Source organism: Streptomyces sp. SCSIO ZS0520 (genome assembly GCF_025643355.1).
In the GTDB taxonomy this organism is placed as follows: Bacteria; Actinomycetota; Actinomycetes; order Streptomycetales; family Streptomycetaceae; genus Streptomyces; species Streptomyces physcomitrii.
On sequence record NZ_CP092644.1, the window covers coordinates 5,239,936 to 5,263,284 of the forward strand.

Annotated in this window: 21 protein-coding genes; 14 read left to right on the forward strand and 7 right to left on the reverse strand. The window is 73.4% G+C overall.

All coding sequences use genetic code 11. The features are described 5' to 3' along the window. Positions 1-638: 638 nt before the first annotated feature. Positions 639-1,268: a phosphoribosylglycinamide formyltransferase gene (gene purN, locus MID12_RS20785; RefSeq protein WP_040252908.1), complete on the forward strand. Its 630-nt coding sequence runs from the start codon at positions 639-641 to the stop codon at positions 1,266-1,268. Continuing rightward, positions 1,265-2,896: a bifunctional phosphoribosylaminoimidazolecarboxamide formyltransferase/IMP cyclohydrolase gene (gene purH, locus MID12_RS20790; protein WP_263169780.1), complete on the forward strand. Its 1,632-nt coding sequence runs from the start codon at positions 1,265-1,267 to the stop codon at positions 2,894-2,896. The genes purN and purH overlap by 4 nt, the downstream gene beginning before the upstream one ends. 204 nt (positions 2,897-3,100) lie before the next feature. Here the strand turns inward: purH and MID12_RS20795 are convergent, their stop codons facing one another. Beyond that, the gene (locus tag MID12_RS20795; protein WP_263169782.1) at positions 3,101-3,739 is read right to left on the reverse strand and encodes an RDD family protein; all 639 of its coding nucleotides are present in this window, start codon (positions 3,737-3,739) and stop codon (positions 3,101-3,103) included. Between the two features lie 552 nt (positions 3,740-4,291). Between MID12_RS20795 and MID12_RS20800 the strand changes: the two genes are divergently transcribed. After that, complete coding sequence (locus tag MID12_RS20800; protein WP_040252911.1) at positions 4,292-5,149, forward strand: bifunctional methylenetetrahydrofolate dehydrogenase/methenyltetrahydrofolate cyclohydrolase; 858 nt, start codon at positions 4,292-4,294, stop codon at positions 5,147-5,149. 64 nt (positions 5,150-5,213) lie between these two features. Further along, positions 5,214-5,882: a DUF3017 domain-containing protein gene (locus tag MID12_RS20805; RefSeq protein WP_263169787.1), complete on the forward strand. Its 669-nt coding sequence runs from the start codon at positions 5,214-5,216 to the stop codon at positions 5,880-5,882. Between the two features lie 46 nt (positions 5,883-5,928). Here the strand turns inward: MID12_RS20805 and MID12_RS20810 are convergent, their stop codons facing one another. Further along, positions 5,929-6,606, reverse strand: a complete 678-nt coding sequence (locus tag MID12_RS20810; protein ID WP_263169790.1) for a hypothetical protein — start codon at positions 6,604-6,606, stop codon at positions 5,929-5,931. After that, the gene (locus tag MID12_RS20815; protein ID WP_052482498.1) at positions 6,603-6,980 is read right to left on the reverse strand and encodes a PadR family transcriptional regulator; all 378 of its coding nucleotides are present in this window, start codon (positions 6,978-6,980) and stop codon (positions 6,603-6,605) included. Before MID12_RS20815 ends, MID12_RS20810 begins: the two co-directional genes overlap by 4 nt. 753 nt (positions 6,981-7,733) lie before the next feature. Here MID12_RS20815 and MID12_RS20820 point away from each other — a divergent pair. The 5 genes from MID12_RS20820 to MID12_RS20840 all read left to right on the forward strand — a co-directional run bounded on the left by MID12_RS20820 (position 7,734) and on the right by MID12_RS20840 (position 14,093). After that, complete coding sequence (locus MID12_RS20820; protein ID WP_263169792.1) at positions 7,734-8,951, forward strand: XRE family transcriptional regulator; 1,218 nt, start codon at positions 7,734-7,736, stop codon at positions 8,949-8,951. A 441-nt stretch (positions 8,952-9,392) separates the two neighbouring features. Next, positions 9,393-10,382 carry a malate dehydrogenase gene (locus MID12_RS20825; RefSeq protein ID WP_040252916.1) on the forward strand — a complete coding sequence of 330 codons (990 nt, stop codon included), beginning with the start codon at positions 9,393-9,395 and terminating at the stop codon, positions 10,380-10,382. Between the two features lie 256 nt (positions 10,383-10,638). Next, entirely contained in the window at positions 10,639-12,621 is a 1,983-nt protein-coding gene (locus tag MID12_RS20830; protein WP_263169798.1) for a hypothetical protein, read from the forward strand. Next, positions 12,605-13,075, forward strand: coding sequence for a hypothetical protein (locus tag MID12_RS20835; protein ID WP_052482499.1), 471 nt, complete (start codon positions 12,605-12,607; stop codon positions 13,073-13,075). Before MID12_RS20830 ends, MID12_RS20835 begins: the two co-directional genes overlap by 17 nt. Positions 13,076-13,079: 4 nt before the next feature. Then, the gene (locus MID12_RS20840) at positions 13,080-14,093 is read left to right on the forward strand and encodes a hypothetical protein (protein WP_263169799.1); all 1,014 of its coding nucleotides are present in this window, start codon (positions 13,080-13,082) and stop codon (positions 14,091-14,093) included. 89 nt (positions 14,094-14,182) lie between these two features. Here the strand turns inward: MID12_RS20840 and bla are convergent, their stop codons facing one another. Both bla and MID12_RS20850 read right to left on the reverse strand, forming a co-directional pair. Continuing rightward, positions 14,183-15,124 (reverse strand): class A beta-lactamase, encoded by a 942-nt coding sequence (gene bla / locus MID12_RS20845; RefSeq protein WP_263169800.1) that lies wholly within the window; start codon positions 15,122-15,124, stop codon positions 14,183-14,185. Positions 15,125-15,290: 166 nt separating this feature from the next. After that, positions 15,291-15,749 carry an ATP-binding protein gene (locus tag MID12_RS20850; RefSeq protein ID WP_078845135.1) on the reverse strand — a complete coding sequence of 153 codons (459 nt, stop codon included), beginning with the start codon at positions 15,747-15,749 and terminating at the stop codon, positions 15,291-15,293. 143 nt (positions 15,750-15,892) lie between these two features. Between MID12_RS20850 and MID12_RS20855 the strand changes: the two genes are divergently transcribed. The 4 genes from MID12_RS20855 to MID12_RS20870 all read left to right on the forward strand — a co-directional run bounded on the left by MID12_RS20855 (position 15,893) and on the right by MID12_RS20870 (position 19,848). After that, the gene (locus MID12_RS20855; protein ID WP_263169804.1) at positions 15,893-16,714 is read left to right on the forward strand and encodes a helix-turn-helix domain-containing protein; all 822 of its coding nucleotides are present in this window, start codon (positions 15,893-15,895) and stop codon (positions 16,712-16,714) included. Continuing rightward, positions 16,711-17,016 (forward strand): DUF397 domain-containing protein, encoded by a 306-nt coding sequence (locus tag MID12_RS20860; RefSeq protein WP_263169808.1) that lies wholly within the window; start codon positions 16,711-16,713, stop codon positions 17,014-17,016. Before MID12_RS20855 ends, MID12_RS20860 begins: the two co-directional genes overlap by 4 nt. A gap of 344 nt (positions 17,017-17,360) precedes the next feature. Next, positions 17,361-18,812 carry a sulfatase gene (locus MID12_RS20865; RefSeq protein WP_263169811.1) on the forward strand — a complete coding sequence of 484 codons (1,452 nt, stop codon included), beginning with the start codon at positions 17,361-17,363 and terminating at the stop codon, positions 18,810-18,812. A 94-nt stretch (positions 18,813-18,906) separates the two neighbouring features. Next, positions 18,907-19,848: a formylglycine-generating enzyme family protein gene (locus MID12_RS20870; protein WP_263169813.1), complete on the forward strand. Its 942-nt coding sequence runs from the start codon at positions 18,907-18,909 to the stop codon at positions 19,846-19,848. 45 nt (positions 19,849-19,893) lie between these two features. On the opposite strand, the gene MID12_RS20875 is transcribed toward MID12_RS20870, so the two are convergent. Together MID12_RS20875 and MID12_RS20880 are read right to left on the reverse strand one after the other, a co-directional pair. Then, positions 19,894-21,105, reverse strand: coding sequence for a glycosyltransferase (locus MID12_RS20875; protein WP_263169816.1), 1,212 nt, complete (start codon positions 21,103-21,105; stop codon positions 19,894-19,896). Positions 21,106-21,288: 183 nt separating this feature from the next. Further along, a complete protein-coding gene (locus MID12_RS20880) occupies positions 21,289-21,831 on the reverse strand; it encodes a carboxymuconolactone decarboxylase family protein (protein ID WP_263169817.1) in 543 nt (180 codons plus the stop codon). Positions 21,832-21,878: 47 nt separating this feature from the next. Here MID12_RS20880 and MID12_RS20885 point away from each other — a divergent pair, with 47 nt between their 5' ends. Next, positions 21,879-23,273: a PLP-dependent aminotransferase family protein gene (locus tag MID12_RS20885; protein WP_040252927.1), complete on the forward strand. Its 1,395-nt coding sequence runs from the start codon at positions 21,879-21,881 to the stop codon at positions 23,271-23,273. Positions 23,274-23,349: the final 76 nt, after the last annotated feature.

A 23,349-nucleotide genomic window follows, 5' to 3' on the forward strand; every position in this document is an offset into this window, starting at 1 on the left:
ACCGAGTCCGCGGTCGTACGGGATCTGCGGTGGTACCCGAAGTCTGCGGGCGTACCCGGAGTCTGCGGTGGTGCGGGGTCTACGGTCGAGCATGGCGTCTGCGGGTGGTGCGGGGTGGTGCGGTCTCGGGCGTGCGGTGGTGCGGGTGGTGCGGTCTCGGGCGTGCGGGTGGTGCGGGGCGCGCGCTCCGCCGCACTCTACGGCGCCCGGTGCGGGTGGTCGGGCGCGCACTGCGTGTACGCCGTCCCGGGACCTCGCACCGGCCGCGGTGCCGGTCCGCGCGCCGCCCGCCTGCCCGCACCGTGGAGAACGAGCGGACACCCGGCGGCGTTCCCGTGACGGACACCGGGGCGTCTCCGGTACGGGAACCGCCGCCTCCCCGCGGAGGAAACCGGGGCGTCCCGTGACGGATCCCCGGCAGACGCTACCTGCCGCCGGTGCCCCCGTCCCGAGGGGGCGGGCGGGACTGCCGGTATCGTTGCTGCCGGTCGGCTGCTTCGTAGAGTCCCCCGTACGGCGGGACGCGGAGTCTTCGTATGAACGCACCATCCCTGCGGAGGGTCGCACGGCAGCACGGCCGAGACAGGAACGCCGGCACGACCGAAACACCGAAAGCTCCCGTGAGAAAGGGCCCCGCCGTGGCCGCCAAGCGCCTCGTCGTGCTGGTCTCCGGATCAGGTACGAATCTGCAGGCACTCCTCGACGCGATCGAGGCGGACGGGGCGGAGGCCTACGGCGCCGAGATCGTCGCCGTCGGAGCCGACCGCGAGGGCATCGTGGGCCTCGAGCGCGCCCGCGCCGCCGGTCTGCCCACCTTCGTCTGCCGGGTCGGGGACCACGCCACCCGCGCGGACTGGGACGCCGCCCTCGCCGAGGCGACCGCCGCGCACGAGCCGGACCTGGTGGTCTCGGCCGGGTTCATGAAGATCGTGGGGAAGGAGTTCCTCGCGCGCTTCGGGGGACGCTTCGTCAACACCCATCCCGCCCTGCTGCCGAGCTTCCCCGGCGCCCACGGTGTGCGCGACGCGCTCGCCTACGGCGCCCGGGTCACCGGCTGCACCGTCCACTTCGTCGACGACGGTGTCGACACCGGCCCGATCATCGCCCAGGGCGTGGTCGAGGTGGTGGAAGAGGACACCGAGGAGGGCGAGGCCGCCCTCCACGAGCGCATCAAGGAAGTCGAGCGAGCACTGCTCGTCGAGGTCGTGGGGCGCCTGGCCCGCAACGGCTACCGCATTGAGGGACGAAAGGTACGACTCCTCCCATGAGTTCCAAGAGTTCGCTGAGTTCGCACGGTGTGACCGCCGAGGGCGCGCAGGACGCCGCCGAGGACACCCGGCGGCCGATCCGCCGCGCGCTGGTCAGCGTCTACGACAAGACCGGACTCGAAGAGCTGGCGCGCGGCCTGCACGAGGCCGGGGTCGAGCTGGTCTCCACCGGTTCGACCGCCGGGCGGATCGCCGCCGCCGGGGTCCCGGTCACCAAGGTCGAGGAGCTGACCGGCTTCCCCGAGTGCCTGGACGGCCGGGTCAAGACCCTGCACCCGCGGGTCCACGCGGGCATCCTCGCCGACCTGCGCCTCGACGCGCACCGCGCGCAGCTCGACGAACTGGGCGTGGAGCCCTTCCAGTTGGTGATCGTCAACCTCTACCCCTTCCGGGAGACGGTCGCCTCGGGCGCCACCCCCGACGAGTGCGTGGAGCAGATCGACATCGGCGGCCCCTCGATGGTCCGCGCCGCCGCCAAGAACCACCCCTCGGTCGCGGTGGTCACCAGCCCCGCGCAGTACGGGGACGTGCTGACCGCGGCGGGCGCGGGCGGCTTCGACCTGGCCGCGCGCAAGCAGCTCGCCGCGGCGGCCTTCCGGCACACCGCCGCCTACGACGTCGCCGTCGCCTCCTGGTTCGCCGACCCCACCGCCAACGGCGGCTACACGGCGGACGAGGACAGCGGCCTGCCCGGCTTCCTCGGCCACACCTACGAGCGCGCCGGCGTCCTGCGCTACGGCGAGAACCCGCACCAGGCCGCCGCGCTCTACGTGGACGGCACCGGCGGCCTCGCCGAGGCCGAGCAGCTGCACGGCAAGGAGATGTCGTACAACAACTACACGGACACCGACGCCGCGCGCCGGGCCGCGTACGACCACGACGGGCCCTGCGTCGCGATCATCAAGCACGCCAACCCCTGCGGTATCGCCGTGGGTTCGGATGTCGCCGAGGCGCACCGCAAGGCGCACGCCTGCGACCCGCTGTCCGCCTTCGGCGGGGTGATCGCGGTCAACCGCCCGGTCTCGAAGGAGATGGCGGAGCAGGTCGCCGAGATCTTCACCGAGGTCATCGTCGCCCCGGACTACGAGGACGGCGCCCTGGAGGCGCTGGCCAGGAAGAAGAACATCCGCGTGCTTCGCGCCCCCGAGGCACCGGCGAACGCGGTGGAGGTCAAGCCGGTCGACGGCGGCGCCCTGCTCCAGGTCACCGACCGGCTGCAGGCCGCGGGCGACGACCCGGCGAGCTGGACGCTGGCCACCGGCGCGGCCCTGTCCCCGGCCGAGCTGGCCGATCTCGCCTTCGCCTGGAAGGCCTGCCGCGCGGTCAAGTCCAACGCGATCCTGCTCGCCAAGGACGGCGCCTCGGTCGGCGTCGGCATGGGCCAGGTCAACCGCGTCGACTCCGCGAAGCTCGCGGTGGAGCGGGCGGGCGAGGAGCGCGCCCGCGGTGCCTTCGCCGCCTCGGACGCCTTCTTCCCGTTCCCGGACGGGCTGGAGATCCTGACCGCCGCGGGCGTCAAGGCCGTGGTGCAGCCCGGCGGTTCGGTCCGCGACGAGCTGGTGGTGGAGGCCGCGGAGAAGGCGGGCGTGACGATGTACTTCACCGGCACGCGGCACTTCTTCCACTGAATCCGCCGGGGTCGCGGGGCGGGTCCATTGGCGCCCGCCCGTAGCGACCCGCGAGCGGGGCGGGCGCCATCCCGCGGGATGGCGCCCCTGCCCGGTGACAGGCACAACAGCGGCGGTCCGCACCCCTCGGGGATACGGACCGCCGCTGTCGTCGCTGTCCTGCGTTCGGCCCGGTGCCTTCGCGGCGGGCCGACGGCCACGCGCCTACTGGCTGCGGATGACCAGGGTGGAGCACACCTTGTCGGCGAAGGTCTGCTTCTTCTCGTCCCACAGCGGCCACAGCCAGCCCAGGTAGCAGGCGATGCTGTCGAGGAAGTGCGCGATGCGGCGCACGAAGGCCATGCCGACACCGACCGGCTGGCCGTCGCTCTCGCGGACCAGGCGGATGCCGACGGCCTTCTTGCCGACGGTCTGGCCGGTGCGGCCCTCCTGGATCAGCTGCCAGATGGCGAGGGCGATCAGGGCGACGAGGCCGATGATCGCGAAGACCGCCTTGCCCTGCCCGACGATGATCACGATGTACGGCACGGCGAAGATCAGGCCGTCGATGATGGTGCCGCCGAGGCGCAGACCCCAGTGGGCCAGCTCGGGGGTGGCTCCGTAGCCGTAGCCGCCGCCGTAGGCGGCCTGCTGCTGCTGGTAGGCGTCGTAGGGCTGCTGGCCGCCCTGCGGGTAGCCGGGGTAGCCCTGCTGCTGGGGCACGCCCTGCTGGGGGTAGCCGTAGCCGGGCTGACCGCCCTGCTGCGGGTAACCCGGCTGCTGGCCGCCCTGCTGCGGGTAGCCGGGCTGCTGCTGGCCGCCCTGCGGGGAGCCATAGGGGTTGTTCGGGTCGCCGAAGCTCATGGCGAGATTTCCTCCGTAGGAAGCGCGGGGACACGCGGATCGCTGGGGGAGGAACGACAACAGATGCGGAACGTCCCCCCGGCACTGCCCGCGGCACTGTGCCGCTCATCGTTCTAAAGGCCTGGCGTTTTTGTCCAGTCGCTTCCCTATGGCGTTGTGCAAGTGCAACTCGCGCGTCACGCAGCGTCGCGCCGACTTCACCCGAACTGCCCGCATATTCCTGCCGGTTCGCGCCGCCCTCGGGGACGCACAGCAACCTCCCAGGAGCCTCCCGGGCCGTCCGCGGTACAGATCGGGTGTCCGGATTCTTGCGGTCGGGCGAAGGTTCCGGGGAGCCGGGGTGAAGACGGGCGGCGCGGGCCCTCGCCGCCCCGTCGCGGCCCCCGTACCGACCCGGCCGCCGTCCGCCTACCGCCCCGGTCGCTGTCCGCCTACCGACCCGGATTGGAATCGGGGAGTCGTCATCCGGGAGGATGGTGGGGGACGGCACGCCGCCGCCCACCACCGCTCTCTCCGCTCGCCACCGCATCTCCAAGGAATGTGCTGCCTCCCATGACTGCTCAGATTCTCGATGGCAAGGCCACGGCGGCCGCGATCAAGTCGGACCTGACCGCCCGGGTCGCGGCGCTGAAGGAGAAGGGCGTCACGCCCGGACTCGGCACCGTCCTGGTCGGGGACGACCCCGGCAGCCACAAGTACGTCGCCGGGAAGCACCGCGACTGCGCCCAGGTCGGCATCGCCTCGCTCCAGCGCGAACTGCCCGCCACCGCGACCCAGGAGGCGGTGGAGGCGGTCGTACGCGAACTGAACGCGGACCCCGCCTGCACGGGATACATCGTCCAGCTGCCGCTGCCGCGCGGCCTCGACGAGAACCGCATCCTCGAACTGATGGACCCGGCCAAGGACGCGGACGGACTGCACCCCACCAATCTCGGCCGCCTGGTCCTCAACGAGCCCGGACCGCTGCCCTGCACGCCCTACGGCATCATCCGGCTGCTGCGCGAGCACGGCGTGGAGATCAACGGTGCCGAGGTCGTGGTCGTCGGCCGCGGTGTCACCATCGGCCGCCCGATGCCGCTGCTGCTGACCCGGCGCTCCGAGAACGCCACCGTGACCCAGTGCCACACCGGCACCCGTGACCTCGCCGCCCACCTGCGGCGTGCCGACATCGTGGTGGCCGCGGCCGGGGTGCCGCACCTGGTCAAGCCCGAGGACATCAAGCCGGGCGCGGCCGTGCTCGACGTCGGTGTCTCGCGCGACGAGAGCGGCAAGATCGTCGGCGATGTCCACCCCGGGGTCGCCGAGGTCGCGGCCTGGCTGTCCCCGAACCCGGGCGGCGTGGGCCCGATGACCCGCGCCCAGCTCCTGGCCAATGTCGTCGAGGCGGCCGAGCGCGCCGCCGAGAGCTGAGCGGGCCGTAGCCGAGCTCCTTACGCAAGCTCCCGATCACCGCTCCTAAGGATTCGAGCAGCCGATGAACGCACCCGACGAGGCGCCGGAGACCGAGGGCACCGGCGCCCGGCAGTCCGAGCCGGACCGTCCCACCGACGGTGCCGCCCCCGCGGAGCCCACCACCCGCGCGGGATCCGCCACCCGCACGGAGCCCGCTGCCGCTGCGGAGTCCACTGCCCGTACGGAGGGCGCTCGTACGGAGGGCGGCGCCCGCTCGGAGTCCGCGGACGGCGGCAAGGGCACGGACCTCGCGGGAGCTTCGGTGGCCGTCGACCGGGAGGCGCCCTCCGGTGCCACGCTCGCTCCGGCCTCGCGGCGGTTTCCCCGCTTCACCCGGGGGGTGGCCCGTCCCGAGGGCGGTGGCCGTGCGGCCTCGGGTGACGCTCCCGCCCCTGCCCGTCAGTGGCCGATGCTCGCGGTGCTCGGCACGGCCGGGATCGGGCTGCTGATCACCGCTCTGGACTTCTTCCGGGTCGGCACCCTGATCATCGGCCTCGCCCTCGTCGGCGGGGCGGTGATCCGCTGGATGGTGCCCTCGGTCGGGATGCTCGCGGTGCGCTCCCGCTTCACGGACATGATCACGTACGGCGGACTCGGTGTGCTCATCGTCCTGCTGGCCTTGATGGCGCAGCCCGACCCCTTGCTGGAGATCCCCTTCCTGGACGACGCCCTGCACTTCACCGTGAAGTGAGCCGGGCCCGTGAAGTGAGCCGGGGGGGGGCACCGCAACTGCCGGTTCACCGCGGCCTGTTGGCCATCTCCGCCTCCTCGGGCTCCCCGGCACCCCCGGCGGCCTCCCCGGGCTTCGCCGCGGACGCGGCCCGCTTGGCGCGGAGGTCCGCGTAGGCGTACGGCAGGCCGGGGAGCACTATCAGCGCGGCCGCCCACAGCGGGAGGGTGAAGAGCGTCTTGTCGCCCGGGAGCAGGTGGGTGAGCAGGGCGGTGGAGAGTGCGGCGAGGAAGGCGGCGAGCCAGCCGCGCAGCAGGCTGAGGGTGCCCCGGCGCAGCTCCCAGGCGACGGCGATCACGCCGAAGACGGCGAAGAAGGTGACCCTCTCCACGGTCATCTCCTGGTGCGTGGTCCGGCGGACCAGGAACGACAGCAGTATCAGCGCCCCGAGGACGAAGAGGCCGAGAGCGGTGGTGCGCAGCGCCCGCCGGTGCAGCGGGGCCCGGGCCCGCGCCCAGGAGGCGGCGAAGGCGCGGACGTCCTTGCCGACGATCTCCTCCGGTGAGCGTCCCGCCGCCCCGGCGTCCTCCAGATGCGCGGCCAACTCGGCGAGCATCTCGCGTACCGAGGCGTCGTCCAGCCCCCGGTACTCCCAGTTGGCCCGGCAGATCCTGAGCACCCGGTCGGTCGCCGGGTCCGGGGCCGGCGCCGAAGTCGGCTCCGCCGTCCGCGTGTGGTGCGTCATGGTCGCTGTTCCCCCTGTGCTGTGGTGCGGTCGAGAAGGTGGCCCACCTGCCCGCTGAAGGCACGCCAGACGTGATGGCCGCTGGTCAGTTCGGCGCGTCCGGTGTCGGTCAGCCGGTAGTACTTGCGGGGCGCCCCGCCGCTGGCGGAGGGGGCGCGGTACGAGGAGATGAAACCCGCGCGCTCCATCCGGGCCAGCAGGGGATAGATGCTGCCCTCGCTCACCAGGTCGAGGCCGCTGTCGGTCAGCGCTTCCACGAACTCGAAGCCGTAGCGCGGTCGTTCGCCGATGAGCGAGAGCAGGCACAGATCCAGCACGCCCCGCAGGAGCTGGCTGCGCCGTTGGTCATCCGGTGCCGGTAGCTCCTTTGTCATGCGGTACAAGGTAGTGGCGAGTACCTTGTACCGCAAGGCAATGAGGGAAGAAAGGGAAAGAAAGGGGGAGAGGAGTCAGGAAAGGTGCGTAAGTGGCAGGAAAAGCAAGAGGAGCGGTCCGAAGTGGCCAGGAGCGACCAGAAGTGGTCAAGGTGGCCGAGGAGTTCGGTGCCCGGCCGAGGTCGCCGGTGCGGGCGGCGGCGGTATCCGTCCCCTCCCCCGAATCAGGGACGGACACCGCCTGCGGGTGCCCGGGCCGCACCGGAGGCCGCCGCGAAATCCCTGGTGGGTGTCCCCACAGGGGCCGCGGAGGCGGCTGGTGGCGGTGTCCGGTTCTGCCCGCGGACCAAGACTCATCGACCGGTCGGCGGCGTTCAAGGAAAGCCCGGGCCCTGTGGCACGGAAGTGACCATTCCGCTACGGTGTGCGCGCCCCGCAACGACGTACGGGTCAGGCGCCGTCTGGGCGGTGCGGCGGGCGGGGCCGCTGCCGGAAGGGGCGATTCCCGGCCCAATCGGTCAGGGCGTCGTGGTGTGCCGCCGGTGGTGATGTGACACTGGACCGCAGGGCGCGGCGCGTGCGAACGTGCCTGCCGTACGGCGAGGACATCCAGGACCGCCCCGGGGAACCGGCGGCGGCGCGGGCCCGTCCCCCGGAGGGGCCCGGGAGCGGAACCCGGGGCGGGGTGGCCCCGGGGTCCTGTGCTTCGCGGTGCGGCGGCGCAACGACATACAGGGGGAAGTGGGGAAGGCAATGCCTCGGTGGAGGGAGCTCTCGGAGGAACTCGATCCGGAGATCCGGGAGTTCGCGGGACAGCTGCGTCGGCTCGTCGACCGCAGCGGTCTCAGCGTCGCCTCGCTCTCGGACCGTACCGGCTACAGCCGTACCTCCTGGGAGCGGTATCTCAACGGGCGGCTGCTCGCGCCCAAGGGTGCGATCATCGCGCTCGCGGAGGTCACCCACACCAGCCCGGTCCACCTGACCACCATGTGGGAGCTGGCCGAACGCGCCTGGAGCCGTTCGGAGATGCGCCACGACATGACCATGGAAGCGATACGGATATCCCAGGCGCGGGCCGCGCTCGGTGAGACCGGACCGCAGAAGCCGGGCGGCCGCGAGGCGGGTCCGCAGAAGCAGGGCGGTCGCGCCGCCCGCCGCCAGTCGGGGTCGGCCGCGCGCTCCGGCGCCTCCTCCGGCGCGCGAGGGTCCGAGGCCCCGGAGTCCGAGCGCCTGCCCGGCAGCGAGGGCCCCTATCCGGAGGACCTGGCGGCCGAATCGCCCGCCGGGCCCGGCGCGGGTGAGCGCCCGGGCCGCCGCGCCGGCCGCGCCTCGCGCGCCGAGACCGCCGTCCACCCGAGCGCCGCGACGGGCCCCGGCCACCCGAACTCCGGCCACCTGAGCGGGTCCCCGTACGGCGGCCCCGGTGGACCTGCCGGTCCCGCCGCCCCCTCCGGCCCCCGCGAGGGCCGCCCCGCCCCCCGCTCCCGCCGCCGCAGCCCCCTGCTGATGGTGCTCGCCGGAGTCGTGGTGGTCGCCGTCGCCGCGGTGCTGACGATGCGGCTCGCGGGCGGCAACGCCGAGGCGGGCAACGAGCCCGCGCCGCCGCCCTCGACGACCGCCGCCGCCTCGCCGCTGCCCGAGGGCGTCGAGTGTGTGGGCAAGGACTGCGCCGGACGGGACCCGGAGGAGATGGGCTGCGCCGGGGAGTACGTGGAGACCAGCGACCGGGCCACCGTCGGCACCGCGGTGGTCGAGATCCGCTGGAGCAAGACCTGCGGCGCGGCCTGGGCCCGGATCACCTCGGCCGCCGCGGGCGACGGGGTGCGCATCAGCTCCACCTCCGGCGGCAAGCAGAACGCCACGGTCGGCACCACCACGGACGCGTACACGCCGATGGTCGCCGCGCGGAAGGCCGCCGACGTCACCGCCTGCGGCATCCTCGCCACGGGCACCGAGGGCTGCACGAAGTAGCCCCCGCGCCGGGCGGGTCCACCCCAACTGCCCCGCCCGCCACTCCCGTCCGGAAGGCCTCCCCGAAATTTCCCGCGGGGAGATGCGCATGCCCCGCGAAAACCGGGGCAGGTGCACAGTCCCCCCACGGGAGTGGTCACCACCCCCACCCGGCGGCCGTTCCTGCCACCCCTACAGGCAGGAACGGCCGCCGGTCCGCATGCCGACCCGGTTTCCGCCGGGTGTCCGGCCCGATCGTCCGGGCGGCCGGGGCCACTTGGGCGGTGTCGGGCGCTGTGTGGGGTGGGCCACACGAACCCGGACGTACGGTCCGCGCCGAGCGCGATAGCCTGACCGCCGGATCTCTCTTGACGCCAAGAGATCGATCATCGTGGCCGATGGCAGGGATCCCCCGCACCCGGGGAGACAACCCCACCGCCACAGCTGTCAACGGAGAACGCCATGACCCGCACTCCCGTGAACGTCACCGTCACCGGCGCGGCCGGACAGATCGGTTACGCACTCCTCTTCCGCATCGCCTCCGGCCAGCTGCTCGGCGCGGATGTGCCGGTCAAGCTGCGCCTGCTGGAGATCACCCCCGCGCTCAAGGCCGCCGAGGGCACCGCCATGGAGCTGGACGACGGCGCCTTCCCGCTGCTGCAGTCCATCGAGATCAGCGACGACCCGAACGTCGCCTTCGACGGCACCAACGTCGCCCTCCTGGTGGGCGCCCGCCCGCGCGCGAAGGGCATGGAGCGCGGTGACCTCCTGGAGGCCAACGGCGGGATCTTCAAGCCGCAGGGCAAGGCCATCAACGACCACGCCGCGGACGACGTCAAGGTCCTCGTGGTGGGCAACCCGGCCAACACCAACGCCCTGATCGCCCAGGCCGCCGCCCCGGACGTACCGGCCGAGCGCTTCACCGCGATGACGCGCCTCGACCACAACCGCGCCATCAGCCAGCTGGCCAAGAAGACCGGTGCCGCGGTCTCCGACATCCGCCGGGTGACGATCTGGGGCAACCACTCGGCCACCCAGTACCCGGACATCTTCCACGCCGAGGTCGCGGGCAAGAACGCCGCCGAGACCGTCAACGACGAGAAGTGGCTCGCCGAGGACTTCATCCCGACGGTCGCCAAGCGCGGCGCCGCCATCATCGAGGCCCGCGGCGCCTCCTCGGCCGCCTCCGCCGCCTCCGCGGCCATCGACCACGTGTACACCTGGGTCAACGGCACCGCCGAGGGCGACTGGACCTCCATGGGCATCCCCTCGGACGGCTCCTACGGCGTCCCGGAGGGCCTGATCTCCTCCTTCCCGGTCACCACGAAGGACGGCGCCTACGAGATCGTCCAGGGCCTGGACATCAACGAGTTCTCCCGCGCCCGCATCGACGCCTCGGTGAAGGAGCTCGCGGAGGAGCGCGAGGCGGTGCGCGGCCTCGGCCTGATCTGAGCCGCTGCCGGATGCTCTGATCCGCGTACGCCCCCTTGCGCCTCACTGCGCCCCCGGACACCTCCATTGGTGCCGGGGGCGCGGCCGTTGTGTGGCGCAGGTCACGCTCGGCGCGCCTACCCTGTGAGGTCCGTGCAGATGCTGCACGCACGCCGACTTCCGCCGGTCGTACGGCAGTTCAGCCGTAGGAGCCGAGGCAGGAGCCGAGGGCCGAGCAGGTCGCGGACCGCGGGGAAGTCCTGGCACCGGGAGAGTTGTGACGGACCAGACCACCCCGCGGCCGGATGACGCCGCGGAAGGATCCACCGCGCGGACGCCCGCCCAGGGTGTCGTGCCCCCGGGCGCGAGCGAGGCCACCCGGCTGCTGTGCGCCGGGGCCTATATCGACCCGGCCTACCGGGACGCGGTCATCGACGAGTTGTACGTGCACGAGGAGCGGGTGGTCGCGCCCTCGCTCGGCTGGGACGCGGCCCGGGTCCTCGCCCACGCCCTGCGCGCCCGCCGCCTCGATCTCGGCTGGGCGGGCGGCATCCTCGCCCTCTGGGTGCTCGGCGCGGTGCTCAGCCGCAATCTGCTGCTCTCCTTCCTGCTGCCCAGCCTGCTGCTCGCGCTGGCGGCGAAGCTGCGCGCCCCCGGGGGAAGCGGAGGGGCCGCCCAGCGCAAACTCGCCGCCCTGGTGCTGCGCTGGCTCGGCGGACTGCTCCTGCTGCTCACCCTGGTCTCGATCGGCCTGGCCGGCTTCGGCCAGGCCGACGGCGAGGTCGCGCTGGCCGGTGCGTGGATCCTCTTCTCCTTCTTCCAGAGCATCCCGGGCGTGGAAGGCTGGCTCTCGGACGCGGCCCAGGACATCGGCCCCTTCCACGCCTGGACCTCGCTGGTGGTCCTGCTCCTGGTCGCGGGCTTCCTGGCGGGCCAGCGCGGCCATGTCGCGCACGCCCTGACCCACGAGCTGGACCCGCGGCGCTTCCCGGACATGGCCGCCGACCCCGCGGAGAGCGCGGCCGGCGGGCGCTTCCAGCGGCTGCGCGAGCGGATCCGGGTCGAGCAGCACGCCCCGCTGGTGATGTACCACCCGGCGCGGCCCTTCTGCGGCGCGGGCAGGCCGGTGGACGGCTGGACCCTCGCGGTCGAACTGCGCCCCGACCCCGACCGCCCCACGCCCCCGGAACCGCTGAGCAACCGCAAGATCCTGCGCCGGATCGACGCGCTGCTCGCCCAGCTCCGGCTGCCCGCACCGGCCGCCGCCACCGTGGTGCGGGACCGGCTGCGCGGCCTGGAGACCGACGAGTGCGTCTTCTTGCCGGTGGCCGGTCTGCCCCGCCGCGACCTCGCCCCGTACGGCGAGTCCGCCTTCCGCCGGCACCGCGACGAGGCGGTGGAGGAGGGCGGCGAGACCCGGCGGCACTTCCTGCGGGCCCGGGTCGGCGGCTGGGAGGAGGAGATCGTCACCACGGTCTTCGTGCGGGTGCACACCCAGGGCGGCATGCTGATGCTGGAGATCGCCCCGCATGTACTGCGCCCGGTGCGCGAGTCCTTCGGGGAGGCCGACCGCTTCGCGCACCAGTACCGGAACAACACCGCGCTCGGCAAGGCGGCCTGGGCGCTCGGCCGGGTCCCGCGCTCGCTGCCCTTCGCCGTGGTGGTGCTCGGCCGCGGCGCCGCGCTGAGCTGGCGCACCCTCACCGGCGGCCACGAGAGCGCGCTGCCGGACGGCCCGGCCCGCTCGGTGCGCGAACTCGGCAGCGACAGCGAGCAGTCGCTCTTCCAGGAGATGGACGTCAGGCGCTATCTGAAGTCCGTCCAGGACCGGATCGCGCACGGCGTACGGGAGGTGCTGCGCGAAGCGGGCTACCGCACCGACGAGTTCGCGCAGAAGATCGTCAACGTCAGCGGCGGCGGCGTGCACATCGAGAGCGTCCAGGGCGCCCTGGCCATCGGCGACCACAACACGGTCAGCAACCAGGAGCAGGCCGCCGAGGCCGCGGCCGGTGCCCGCCGGTCGGCCGAGGCCGCCGCCGAGGCCCGCCTCGCCGCCGAGGCCGAGCGGCGGCGCGCCGCCGAGGCCGAGCCCCGCCGCGGCACCCCGCCCGGCCCCCAGACCCCACCCGCAGCACCCCAACCACCGCCGCGGCGGGCGGAGTCGGCCGGACCCACGGTGCCGCCGCAGCAGGGCGGCCCGCGCCCCGCACCCCGCGCGGCGAACCCGGAACCGGGAGGAACCGATGACGACCGACCCTGAGCAGCAGGCCACCCCGAGCGGCACCCCAGGCCCCGCCGAGCAACCCGGCCGCGGCCCCATCAGCATCGGGAACGTGCACGGCGCCTTCGCCATCGGCGACGGCAACCAGGTGAGCAACCAGGTGTACGGGACGATTCCCGGCCCCCGCCCGCCCGAGCAGGAGGAGCTGCTGCGGGCCGTCCAGGAGATGCGGGCCGACCTCGCGCGCCTGGTCGAGGCGGCCGGGCGGCAGGGCCTGAACCCGGAGCTGACCGCCCTGGTCGCCTCCGCCGAGCGGGAGCGCCTGGACGCCGAACTCGCCGGTGCCGAGGCCGAGATCGAGGAGCAGGGCGCCGCCGACCAGGGCCGCCGGGTCCGGTTGCGCCGGGCGCTCACCGCCGCGGGCGCGCTCACCGGTTTCCTGGCCTCGGCGGCGACGGTCACCCAGGCGCTCGGCGCCTTCGCGGGCGGGTGAGCGCATGGCCGGACAGGACGAGGGCTTCGGCTGGAACCCGGAGACCGGGCGCTGGGACGACGGTCCCCGGGCGCCCTACACCCCGCCGCCTCCGCCGCGCCCGGAGTTCGCCCCGCGCCCGCACCCGGACCCGGACGGCGGCCAACCCCCATCCGAGGGCGGCGAGTTCGGCCCCGGCGGCGGTCCGGTACCGGGCCGCGCCGAGTCCCCGGTGGCCGAGCAGCACCAGTACGCCGCCGGTGACCAGGGGGAGTTCGGGCCCGACGGCCAGTGGCGGCACGCGGGGCCCGTCTCGCGTTCCTCGCATCCGGTGCCGCCGCAGGGCCCCGGCGGCCCCTGGTACCGGGGCCGGTCCGGTGCCGTCGCCGCCGTGCTCGCGCTGGCGCTGATGGGCGGCGGCCTCGGCGGACTGCTGCTCGCCGGAGGCGGGGACGGCGACGGGAGCGAGGACAAGCCGAGCGCCTCCGCCTCGGCCGGGAGCGCCCCGGGCCCCTCCGAGCCGCCCGTGACCGCCGAGACCTCCGCGCCGCCGACCACGCCGAGTGCCTCCGAGGAGCCCCCGCCCGGCTACCGGGCCGTCACCGAGGGCGAGTTCAGCCTGGTGGTCCCCAAGGGCTGGCAGCGGCGCACCAAGTCCGGCGAGAAGGGCGTCACCCTCTACTACTACGAGCAGCCCGGCGGCGGCGGCCGGATCCAGATCTTCCCGGTCACCGAGGAGGACGCCACCCCGCGCGGCACCCTGGAGCTCGCCGAGACCTTCATCGACGGCACCCCCGGCTACGACCGCCACAGCCTCAAGGACCTGCCCGACGACCCCCGCGGCCCGGCCGCCGAGCTGGACTACTCCGCCGACAGCCAGGAGTTCGGCGTCCGGATGCGCACCGTCGACCGGGTCGTACGGGGCACGGACGGCCAGTTGTGGACGGTCCTCAGCCAGGGCCCGGCCGCCGACTGGCCCGCGCAGCGCAAGGTGCACCGCACGGTCCTGCGCGGCCTCTGCTTCGGTACGGAGTGCTGAGCGGTACGGGGTGCTGAGCGGTACGGAGTGCTGAGCGCGGCGCGTCCGCCGAGTGGCCCGCGCCCCGGTTCGGCGGCGCGGGCCGGGGCTCAGACCAGCGCGGGGACCAGGAGCCGGGCGGTCTCCGCGATGAGCGCGTCCACCGCCGGGGCCTCCGGGTCCGGCTGGGTGGCGAGGAGGGAGAGGATCAGCGGGGTGCCGTCCCCGGTCCAGGCGATACCGACGTCGTTGGTGGTGCCGTACTCGCCGGTGCCGGTCTTGTCGGCGACCGTCCAGTCCTCGGGCAGTCCCGCGCGCAGCCGCGCGTCGCCGGTGGTGTTGCCGCGCAGCCAGCCGGTGAGCAGTTCCCGGTCGCCGCGCGGCAGCGCCTTGCCCAGCACCAACCGGCCGTAGTCCAGGCCGACTTCGGCCGGAGTGGTCAGGTCGGTGGTGCGCCAGGGCTCCGCCGAGTTCAGCTCGGGCTCCCAGCGGTCCAGCCGGGTGATCGGGTCGCCGAGCGAGCGGCAGAAGCGGGTGACGGCGCGCGGGCCGCCGAGTTCGCGCAGCAGCAGATTGGCCGCCGCGTTGTCGCTGTACGAGACGGCCGCCGCGCACAGCGCCTCGACGCTCATCCCGTGGGCGAGGTTCTCCGGCTCACCGGTGATCGGCCCGTACCCCGAGTCCTCGACCTCCTTCGCGGTGTAGCGGATCGTCTTCGCGAGGAACTCGCCGTTCTGGTCGAGGTCGCGCAGCACCGCCGCCGCGGCGAGGGTCTTGAAGGCGGAGCAGATCGGGAAGGTCTCCCCGGCGCGGTACCGCACGCTCGCGCCGGTGACCGCGTTCCGCGCGAACACCCCGAGCCGGGCGCCGAACCGGCCTTCCAGCGCCCGCAGTTCGCGGGAGAGTCCGCCGCCCGGTACGCCCGCGGTGCCCGCCGCGGCGGAGCCCGCCGAGGCGAGGGAGACCGCGGCGGCCAGCGCCGTGCCCGCGCCGAGGCCGAGCAGGGTGCGGCGACTGGGGGAGAGGCCGCGGGGGTTCGTGGAGGGTGCCAAGGTGGTGCGCTCCTCTGGTCGGTGGCGGCCGGGCGGGACGGTCCGGAGAGGTCCGTCCGACCGGCCGCGACAGCTGTTCCCGGCCTGAGACACCCGTGCGGGCCGCTCCGGTTCCGCCGCTTCCGGATCACGCACCGGTACGGAGCCGCCCCCCGGTGGGCGCCGCCTACTCCCGCGGTAACGCCCACTCGCACCACACCGTCTTGCCGATGCCGCAACTGCGCAGCTGGGCACCCCAGTTGTCGGAGAGCGCGGCCACCAGGGCGAGCCCGCGCCCCGACTCCTCCTCGACGGTGACGGTGCGCGGTTCGGGCAGTGTGTCGCCCGCGTCGGAGACCTCGATCCGCAGCCGCTCCGCCGACAGTTCGCAGCGGGTCAGGATCTCCCGGCCCGGGGTGGCCCTGGCGTGCTGGTAGGCGTTGGTCATCAACTCGCTGAGCAGCAGGGCCGCCGTCTCGGTCAGCGCCTCGGGCACCTTCCAGGCGTCCAGTTGCTCCCGCAGCCGCCGCCGCGCCCGTCCGACACTGCGCGGATGGCGCGGCAGCATCCAGGCCACGTCCAGGGGGAGCCGGTCACGGGGGAGTGCGGAGGTGCCGGGCGGGCGTTGTGGTGAGGGGGTCGGCATGGCCAAGTGATCCTTGCGGGTGGGGTTTTGTCGGTTACCCGGTTCAGACTGGCCAGCGCGCCCTAATGTCGCGAGTAGCGAGGCGGGTACGGAGCGTACGGGTACCTGCCGAGGACATGCGCTCAGCGTTCGGAGGGGTCCCCATGGCGCAGGAACCGACAGCAGCACAGACGCCCGCCGCTTGGCGGTACTGCGGAAACCAGATCAAGCTGTGGCGCGAGACCGCGGGCGTCTCCCGCCAGACCCTCGCCGACGAGGCTGTCTACAACTACGAGTACGTGAAGTCCATGGAGTACGGACGGCGACGGCCGACGCTCCATCTCCTGCGCACGTGCGACGCGTTGTGCGGGGCGCAGGGCAAGCTCATCGCGGCGTACGAGTATCTGAAGCCGGAGCCGTACCCGGCGCGGTCACAGGAGTTCATGGCTTTGGAGAAGGAGGCCATCGTCCTGAACGTCTACGCGTTCGGGCTCATCCCTGGTCTCTTGCAGAGCCGCCCCTACGCGACCGCGCTCATCAGCGAAAGCTGCCCGCCTCTTGATGACGACACCATCGAGGAGCGAGTTCGAGGCAGGCTGGAGCGAAGTGAGGCTCTGGAACGGCGTCCCAAGACCTCCTTCGTCTTCGTCATCCATGAGGCCGCGTTGCGTACGAGAATCGGTGGGCCGGAGGTGATGAAGGGGCAGCTGCACAACCTGCTCAAGGCGGGTGAATTGCGTAATGTCATGATTCAAGTGCTGCCGTTCGGGCGTGGAAACGGCCAAGAACTCAATGGACCGTTTGTGCTCCTGGAGACATCTGAACACGAGCACTTCGCCTACGTGGAGGGCCCGGAGACGAGTGCGTTGCACGCTGACGCAAACAGGGTGAGCGCCCTCACTCAGGCCTATGGGATGATCCGCATGCAGGCTCTGGGAGTTGAGGAGTCGGCCGCGTTTATCAGAGAGGTGGCGGAGTCGCTATGAACAGTCGGCTGCACTGGTTCAAGTCCAGCTACAGCGATAACCAGGGCGGGAACTGCCTTGAAGTAGCTCTGGACTGGCACAAGTCCAGCTACAGCGACAACCAGGGCGGCGACTGCCTTGAAGTAGCCCTGGACTGGCACAAGTCCAGCCACAGCGACGACCAGGGCGGCGCCTGCGTAGAGGTAGCCGCCTGCCCCCAGACGATCCACCTCCGTGACTCCAAACTCGGCGAGTCCAGCCCGCAGTTCGCCGTACCGGCCGCTGCCTGGATCGCCTTCCTCTCCTTCGCCGTCGCCGGCTGACGGAACAACTCGCCTCCTCCGCAGGGGAGTTGACCGCGCCGTACATTTCACACGGCGTACATGGATCACCGCGTACTGCCATGCCTAGGGTCTTGGGCATGGCAGCAGCAAGCGTTCTCGCCGCGCGTCGCCGGCCCGCTCAGGGGCCGGTGGCGCGCGTGCTGTGTCCGGGTGTGTGACCGGCTTCTCCGGTCCCTTCCTCCCGCCTCTTCTCTCTACCCCGCGCGTCGGGCCGCGATCGGCCGCGCGCTGTTCCGCAGAGGTACAACCCGGCCCCGTACCCGTCTGGTTCGCTGCCTGATTTCCCGGCCTGTCCCGCAGGAAGCAGGAGGAAAGACGCCCTCATGAGCGCCCAAGACCCCCGCCCGAGCGCCCCCGTCCCGCCCCCGAGTGCCGAGGAGCCGCGAGCACGCGTCAGCCGGCGCGGTTTCCTCGCCGGTTCGGCGGCCGTCGCCGCCGGTGCCGCCGTACCCGCGATCGCCGCGCAGGCGTACGCGGCGGCGAACGGCCCGGCGGCCGCCCGGCCCAACATCCTGCTGATCGTCACCGACGACCAGCCCAAGCACACCGAGTGGGCGCAGCCCAGGACCACGGGCTGGCTGGCCGATCAGGGGGTGAAGTTCACCCACGGCCATGTGACCACCCCGCTCTGCTCGCCCTCGCGGTCCTCGGTCTTCAGCGGGCGGTTCGCGCACGGGCACGGCGTCCGCAACAACAAGGCCTCGCACCAGCTGGACCAGTCGGCGACCGTGCAGCGGCACCTGCAACAGGCGGGCTACCGCACCGGGTTGTTCGGCAAGTACCTCAACTCCTGGGCCCTCGCGGACGCGCCGCCGCACTTCGAGGAGTTCGCGCTGCTCCAGCCCGGCTATGTGGACGCGCAGTGGAACATCGACGGCACCGTGCAGCGCCTCGACGGCTATACGACCACCGTCGTGAAGAACCGCACCCTGAAGTTCCTCGACAAGGCGAAGCAGGACAAGCGGCCCTGGTTCGCGTACGTCACCCCGTACGCCTCGCACGGGCCGCGCACGCCGGAGCCCAAGTACGCGGGTACGCCGGTGCCCGACTGGGGCGGGCGCCCCTCGGTCCCCGAACCGGACCGCGCCGACAAGCCCCCGTACATCAAGGACGCCACCGGCACCCTGGCCGAGGGCCGCAGGATCAGGGCGGAGCAGCTGCGCACCCTGCGCTCGGTGGACGACGCGGTCGGCGCCTTCCGGGACAAGCTGGCGGAGCTGGGGCAGCTGGAGAACACCCTGGTCCTCTACATCGGCGACAACGGCTTCAGCTGGGGCGACCACGGCTGGACGAAGAAGTCGGTGCCCTACCGCCAGGCGCACGAGGTGCCCTTCTACCTGTCCTGGCCCGCGGCGGGGCTCGGCAAGGGGCAGGCCGACGACCGGATCGTCGCCAACATCGACATCGCGCCGACGCTCTTCGAGGCCGCCGGGATCGCCCCGGCCGCCCATCACGACGGGCACTCTCTGCTCTCCGCCGAGAGCCGGGACCACCTGCTCGTCGAGTGGTGGAAGCAGGGCGAGGCGGCGGGCGGCCCGCCGACCTGGTCCTCGTATGTGGCGAAGGACAAGCAGTACACGGAGTACTACGACCTCACCACCGGCCCGGACGGGGTGGTCTCGGGCACCGGGCAGGTGACCTTCCGCGAGTACTACGATCTGAAGGGCGACCCTCATCAGCTGACGAACCGGCTGCACGGGGCGACCCCCGGGGAGGAGCAGCGGCTCGGCATCCCGGAGCTGGCCCGGCAGCTCGCGGCCGACCGCGTGAGCTGAGCGCGCGCGCCGGTTGTGCGCGCGGGAGCACGCCCGCCGCCCGTACCCGAGCATCTGGCCCCTGAGCACCGCCGACACGAACCACGGAGTCCGTATGTCCGCCTCCTGCTGCACGCCCGGCCACGAGGGCGGTCACGGGCACGGTCCTCATGAGCACGCCCAGGGTGCGGGCGGCGGGCCCGTCCCGGTGACGCTGACCCCGCCGCCCTCCCGCTCCGCCTCCGCCGCCCGGGTCGCCCGGGGCCTGCTGCCGCTGCCCGGCGGCCGCTTCCTGATGGGCACCGACGACCCGGACGGCTTCCCCGCCGACGGGGAGGGGCCGGTGCGGGAGGCGGAGGTCACCGGCTTCCGGATCGCGCCCACGACGGTGACCAACGCGCAGTTCGCCACCTTCGTGAAGGAGACCGGCTACACCACCGAGGCCGAGACCTTCGGCTTCTCCTTCGTCTTCCACAGCTTCCTGTCCCCCGCCGAGGCCGCCCGCGCCGGAGCGGTCGAGGGCGTGCCCTGGTGGCGGGGCGTGCACGGGGCGTACTGGCGCAGCCCCGAGGGCCCGGGCTCCACGGTCACCGACCGGCAGAACCACCCCGTCACCCATGTCACCTGGCACGACGCCCAGGCCTACTGCGCCTGGTCCGGCACCCGGCTGCCCACCGAGACCGAGTGGGAGTACGCGGCCCGGGGCGGCCTGGAGCAGCGCCGCTACCCCTGGGGCGACGAACTCACCCCGCGCGGACGGCACATGTGCAACATCTGGCAGGGCACCTTCCCCACCCGCAACACCGCCGAGGACGGGTACGCGGGCACGGCACCGGTGAAGTCGTACCGGCCCAACGGCTTCGGCCTCTACAACACCGTCGGCAATGTCTGGGAGTGGTGCGCCGACTGGTTCACCGAGGACAACTCCCGGGTGATGCGCGGCGGTTCGTACCTCTGCCACGACTCGTACTGCAACCGCTACCGGGTCGCCGCCCGCAGCTCCAACACCCCGGACAGCTCCTCGGGCAATGTGGGCTTCCGGGTGGCGGCCGGGTAGCGGGCTCCCAACCGCCCGCCACCGGTGGGCAGTCGGGCCTTTCGGCTAGCCCGCCGCGTCGAGCAGCAGCTTGGCGGCCACCCTCGCGCCCTCGCCGCTGATCGTCCCGGCGACGCTCCGCGCGCGGTCCCGGACCGCGGGGTCGAGGGCCCCGGTGAGCGCGGCGGAGAGCGAGTCGGCGGTCGGCTCCGGGTCGTGGTGGGCGGTGCCGATGCCCAGCGTGGTGACCCGCTTCGCCCAGTACGGCTGGTCGGCGATCCGGGGGACCACCACCTGGGGCGTACCGGAGCGGCTCGCCGCCGTCGTGGTGCCCGCGCCGCCGTGGTGCACGATCGCGGCCACCCGGGGGAAGAGCGCCTGCTGGTTGACATCGCCGACCACGAAGCAGTCCTTCGCCCCGTCGATCGCGGACAGGCCCGCCCAGCCGCGGGCGAGCAGCACCCGGCGGCCCAGCGCCCGGCTCGCCTCGGTGGCCACCCGGGCGATGTCCTTCGGGGCGTACGCGGCCATGGAGCCGAAGCCCACGTAGACCGGCGGCTCGCCCGCGTCCAGGAACTCTTCGAGGCCGTCCGGCAGCGGGCGCTCGTCCGGCAGGATCCAGGCGCCGGTCTGCGCCACGTCGACGTCGGGCAGGTCCCCCAGGGGGCAGAGCACCGGATCGGCGGCGAGCAGCGGGCGGTCGCCGAGGACGTGGTCGCGGACGTTGTCCACCGGCGGCAGGCCCAGCTCCTCGCGGTGGCGGGCCACGGCCGCGCCGTACAGGGCGTCGACGCGCTCCGCGTCCTGGCGCCAGAGCACCCGGTTGTCGGTCTCGTCCGCGGGGGACTGCTTGCCGGGGCGGGCGCCCGGCGGGTGGTGCCGGGAGGGCAGGCCCATGACCTGGAAGCAGGCCAGCTCGTAGCGGATGCCCAGCTTCTCGGCCACCTCCCGGACCCCGGCGGGCATCAGCCCGGTCGCCACGATCGCGTCGCAGCCCTCGGCGGCCGGGAGCAGCGTCGCGACCCGGGCGTCGACCAGCTCGGGCGCAAGCCGGAAGGCGTCCTCGGGCGTCGGCGGCTTGGGCCGCGCGACCACCGAGGCCACCGTCGGTCCGAGCGGCACCAGCGGCACCCCGGCCCGCTCCAGGAGCACCCGGAACTCCTCGTCCGGCGGCGCCGCCACCCGCGCCTCGGCGCCCAGCTCCCGCAGGGCGACGGCCAGCCCGGCCAGCGGTTCGACATCCCCGCGCGACCCCCACGACGTCAACAGCACACGCACTTAGCACTCCCATTTCCGCAGGTCATGGCTTTGAGCCGCTGATTCTGCGGGACAAGGGGGGCCTTGCCGCAAGCCCCCCTGTGCGCTATACCTTGAGAGTGGCGAGGAGGACCGACTCCTCGCCTCTCGTGTGTCCGGGCGTCTTGTGTGTCCGTGCCTCTCTGCGCCCGGGCCGCCGCGCCCTCAGTGGTGGATGTCGCCCGCCTGGTAGTCGCCCGCGCGCATGCGGGTCGCGACGCCGTAGCGGTTCCAGGCGTTGATCGCCACGATCGCGGCGAGCAGCCCGGTCAGCTCCTCCTCGTCGAAGTGCGCGGCGGCCCGCCCCCAGACCTCGTCCGGGACGAAGCCGTCGGTGAGCACGGTCACCGCCTCGGTCAACTCCAGGGCCGCCAGCTCGCGTTCGGTGTAGAAGTGCGGGGACTCCTCCAGCGTGCCGAGGTGCATGAGGCGCTGCACGGTCTCGCCGGTGGCCAGCGCGTCCTTGGTGTGCATGTCGACGCAGAAGGCGCAGTGGTTCAGCTGGGAGGCGCGCAGCCGCACCAGGTGCAGCAGGTCCGGCTCCAGGCCGACCCGGGAGACCTGCTCCAGGGTGGCCAGGGCCTTGTAGACGTCGGGCCGCAGCTTCGTCCAGTCCAGTCGGGTCGGCTGCTCGGCGGAGAAGCGGGCGTCGGTGGTCTTGCGGGCGGTACGGGCGGGGGTCTTCGCGGTGTCGTTCTCGGTGGTCATGCCCTTTACGCTAAATCGTCGGTGACCCGGCGGTATGGTCCACTTCCATGGCTAAATCCTGGGCCACTCTCGGCGTTGACCTGCATCTGGAACCCTCCGGACCGGGCCTGCGCGCCGGGCTCACCCACGCCCTGCGCGAGGCGGTACGCGGCGGCCGGCTCGCCCCCGGCACCCGGCTGCCCTCCTCCCGCGGCCTCGCCGCCGACCTGGGCATCGCCCGCAACACCGTCGCCGAGGCCTACGCCGACCTGGTCGCCGAGGGCTGGCTCACCGCCCGCCAGGGCTCCGGCACCCGGGTCGCCGCCCGCGCGGTGCCGAGGCCCGAGGCCGCGCCCGCGCTGCCCACCGCCCCGGCCGGGCCCGTGCACGACCTGCGCCCCGGCTTCCCCGACCTGGCCGCCTTCCCGCGCACCGCCTGGCTGAAGGCCGCCCGCAAGGCCCTCACCCACGCCCCCAACGAGGCCTTCGGCTACTCCGACCCGCGCGGCAGGCCCGAGCTGCGCGCCGCGCTCGCCGCCTATCTGCCCCGGGCGCGCGGGGTGCACGCCGACCCCGAACGCCTCGTCGTCTGCGCCGGGTTCGCGCACGCCCTGGTCCTCCTCGACGAGGTGCTGCGGGCCCGCGGCGTACGCGAGGTGGCGACCGAGTCCTACGGTGTCGCCGACCACCGGCGGATCCTGGAACGCGGCGGACTGGCCACCCGCCCGCTCCCCTTCGACCGGCTCGGCACCGACCCCGGCCCGCTCGACGACGGGAACCCGGGCGCGGCCCTGCTGACCACCGCCCACCAGTTCCCGATGGGCGACCCGCTCAGCCCCGACCGCCGGGCCGCCGTCCTCGACTGGGCCCGCCGCACCGGCGGGTTGATCCTGGAGGACGACTACGACGGGGAGTTCCGCTACGACCGCCAGCCCGTCGGCGCCCTCCAGGGCCTCGACCCCGAACGCGTCGTCTACCTCGGCACCGTCAGCAAATCCCTCGCCCCCGGGCTCCGGCTCGGCTGGATGGTGCTGCCCCGCCCGCTCGCCGACGCGGTCGCCGCCGCCCGGGGCACCCGCGACTGGGCCTGCGGGACACCGGACCAGCTCACCCTGGCGGAGTTCCTCGACTCCGGCGCCTACGACCGCCAGGTGCGCGCGATGCGGCTGCGCTACCGGCGCCGCCGCGACCAGCTCGTCGCCGCCCTCGCCGCGCACGCGCCCCGGGTGCGGCCCCGCGGTATCGCCGCCGGACTGCACGCGGTGCTCGAACTCCCGCCGGGCACCGAGCAGTCGGTGCTCCGCTCCGCCGCCTGGCACGGCCTCGCCGTCTCCGGCCTGCGCGCCTACCGCCACCCGGCGGCCACCGGCGAGACCCCGGACGCCCTCGTCGTCGGGTACGGCACCCCACCGGACCACGCCTGGCAGGGGGCGCTCCAGGCGCTGTGCCGGGCGCTGGGGTGAGCGGCGCCCGCGCGGCCCGCGCCTCGGAGCCCCCACGGCCTCAGAGCCTCCGCGCCTCAGAGCCCTCGGGTCCTCA

Coding starts and splice junctions, on each gene's coding strand:
- purH (WP_263169780.1), top strand. CDS start 1,265: ATGAGTTCCAAGAGTTCGCTGAGTTCGCACGGTGTGACCGCCGAGGGC.
- MID12_RS20795 (WP_263169782.1), bottom strand. CDS start 3,739: ATGAGCTTCGGCGACCCGAACAACCCCTATGGCTCCCCGCAGGGCGGC.
- MID12_RS20800 (WP_040252911.1), top strand. CDS start 4,292: ATGACTGCTCAGATTCTCGATGGCAAGGCCACGGCGGCCGCGATCAAG.
- MID12_RS20805 (WP_263169787.1), top strand. CDS start 5,214: ATGAACGCACCCGACGAGGCGCCGGAGACCGAGGGCACCGGCGCCCGG.
- MID12_RS20810 (WP_263169790.1), bottom strand. CDS start 6,606: ATGACGCACCACACGCGGACGGCGGAGCCGACTTCGGCGCCGGCCCCG.
- MID12_RS20815 (WP_052482498.1), bottom strand. CDS start 6,980: ATGACAAAGGAGCTACCGGCACCGGATGACCAACGGCGCAGCCAGCTC.
- MID12_RS20820 (WP_263169792.1), top strand. CDS start 7,734: ATGCCTCGGTGGAGGGAGCTCTCGGAGGAACTCGATCCGGAGATCCGG.
- MID12_RS20825 (WP_040252916.1), top strand. CDS start 9,393: ATGACCCGCACTCCCGTGAACGTCACCGTCACCGGCGCGGCCGGACAG.
- MID12_RS20835 (WP_052482499.1), top strand. CDS start 12,605: ATGACGACCGACCCTGAGCAGCAGGCCACCCCGAGCGGCACCCCAGGC.
- MID12_RS20840 (WP_263169799.1), top strand. CDS start 13,080: ATGGCCGGACAGGACGAGGGCTTCGGCTGGAACCCGGAGACCGGGCGC.
- MID12_RS20850 (WP_078845135.1), bottom strand. CDS start 15,749: ATGCCGACCCCCTCACCACAACGCCCGCCCGGCACCTCCGCACTCCCC.
- MID12_RS20855 (WP_263169804.1), top strand. CDS start 15,893: ATGGCGCAGGAACCGACAGCAGCACAGACGCCCGCCGCTTGGCGGTAC.
- MID12_RS20860 (WP_263169808.1), top strand. CDS start 16,711: ATGAACAGTCGGCTGCACTGGTTCAAGTCCAGCTACAGCGATAACCAG.
- MID12_RS20865 (WP_263169811.1), top strand. CDS start 17,361: ATGAGCGCCCAAGACCCCCGCCCGAGCGCCCCCGTCCCGCCCCCGAGT.
- MID12_RS20870 (WP_263169813.1), top strand. CDS start 18,907: ATGTCCGCCTCCTGCTGCACGCCCGGCCACGAGGGCGGTCACGGGCAC.
- MID12_RS20880 (WP_263169817.1), bottom strand. CDS start 21,831: ATGACCACCGAGAACGACACCGCGAAGACCCCCGCCCGTACCGCCCGC.
- MID12_RS20885 (WP_040252927.1), top strand. CDS start 21,879: ATGGCTAAATCCTGGGCCACTCTCGGCGTTGACCTGCATCTGGAACCC.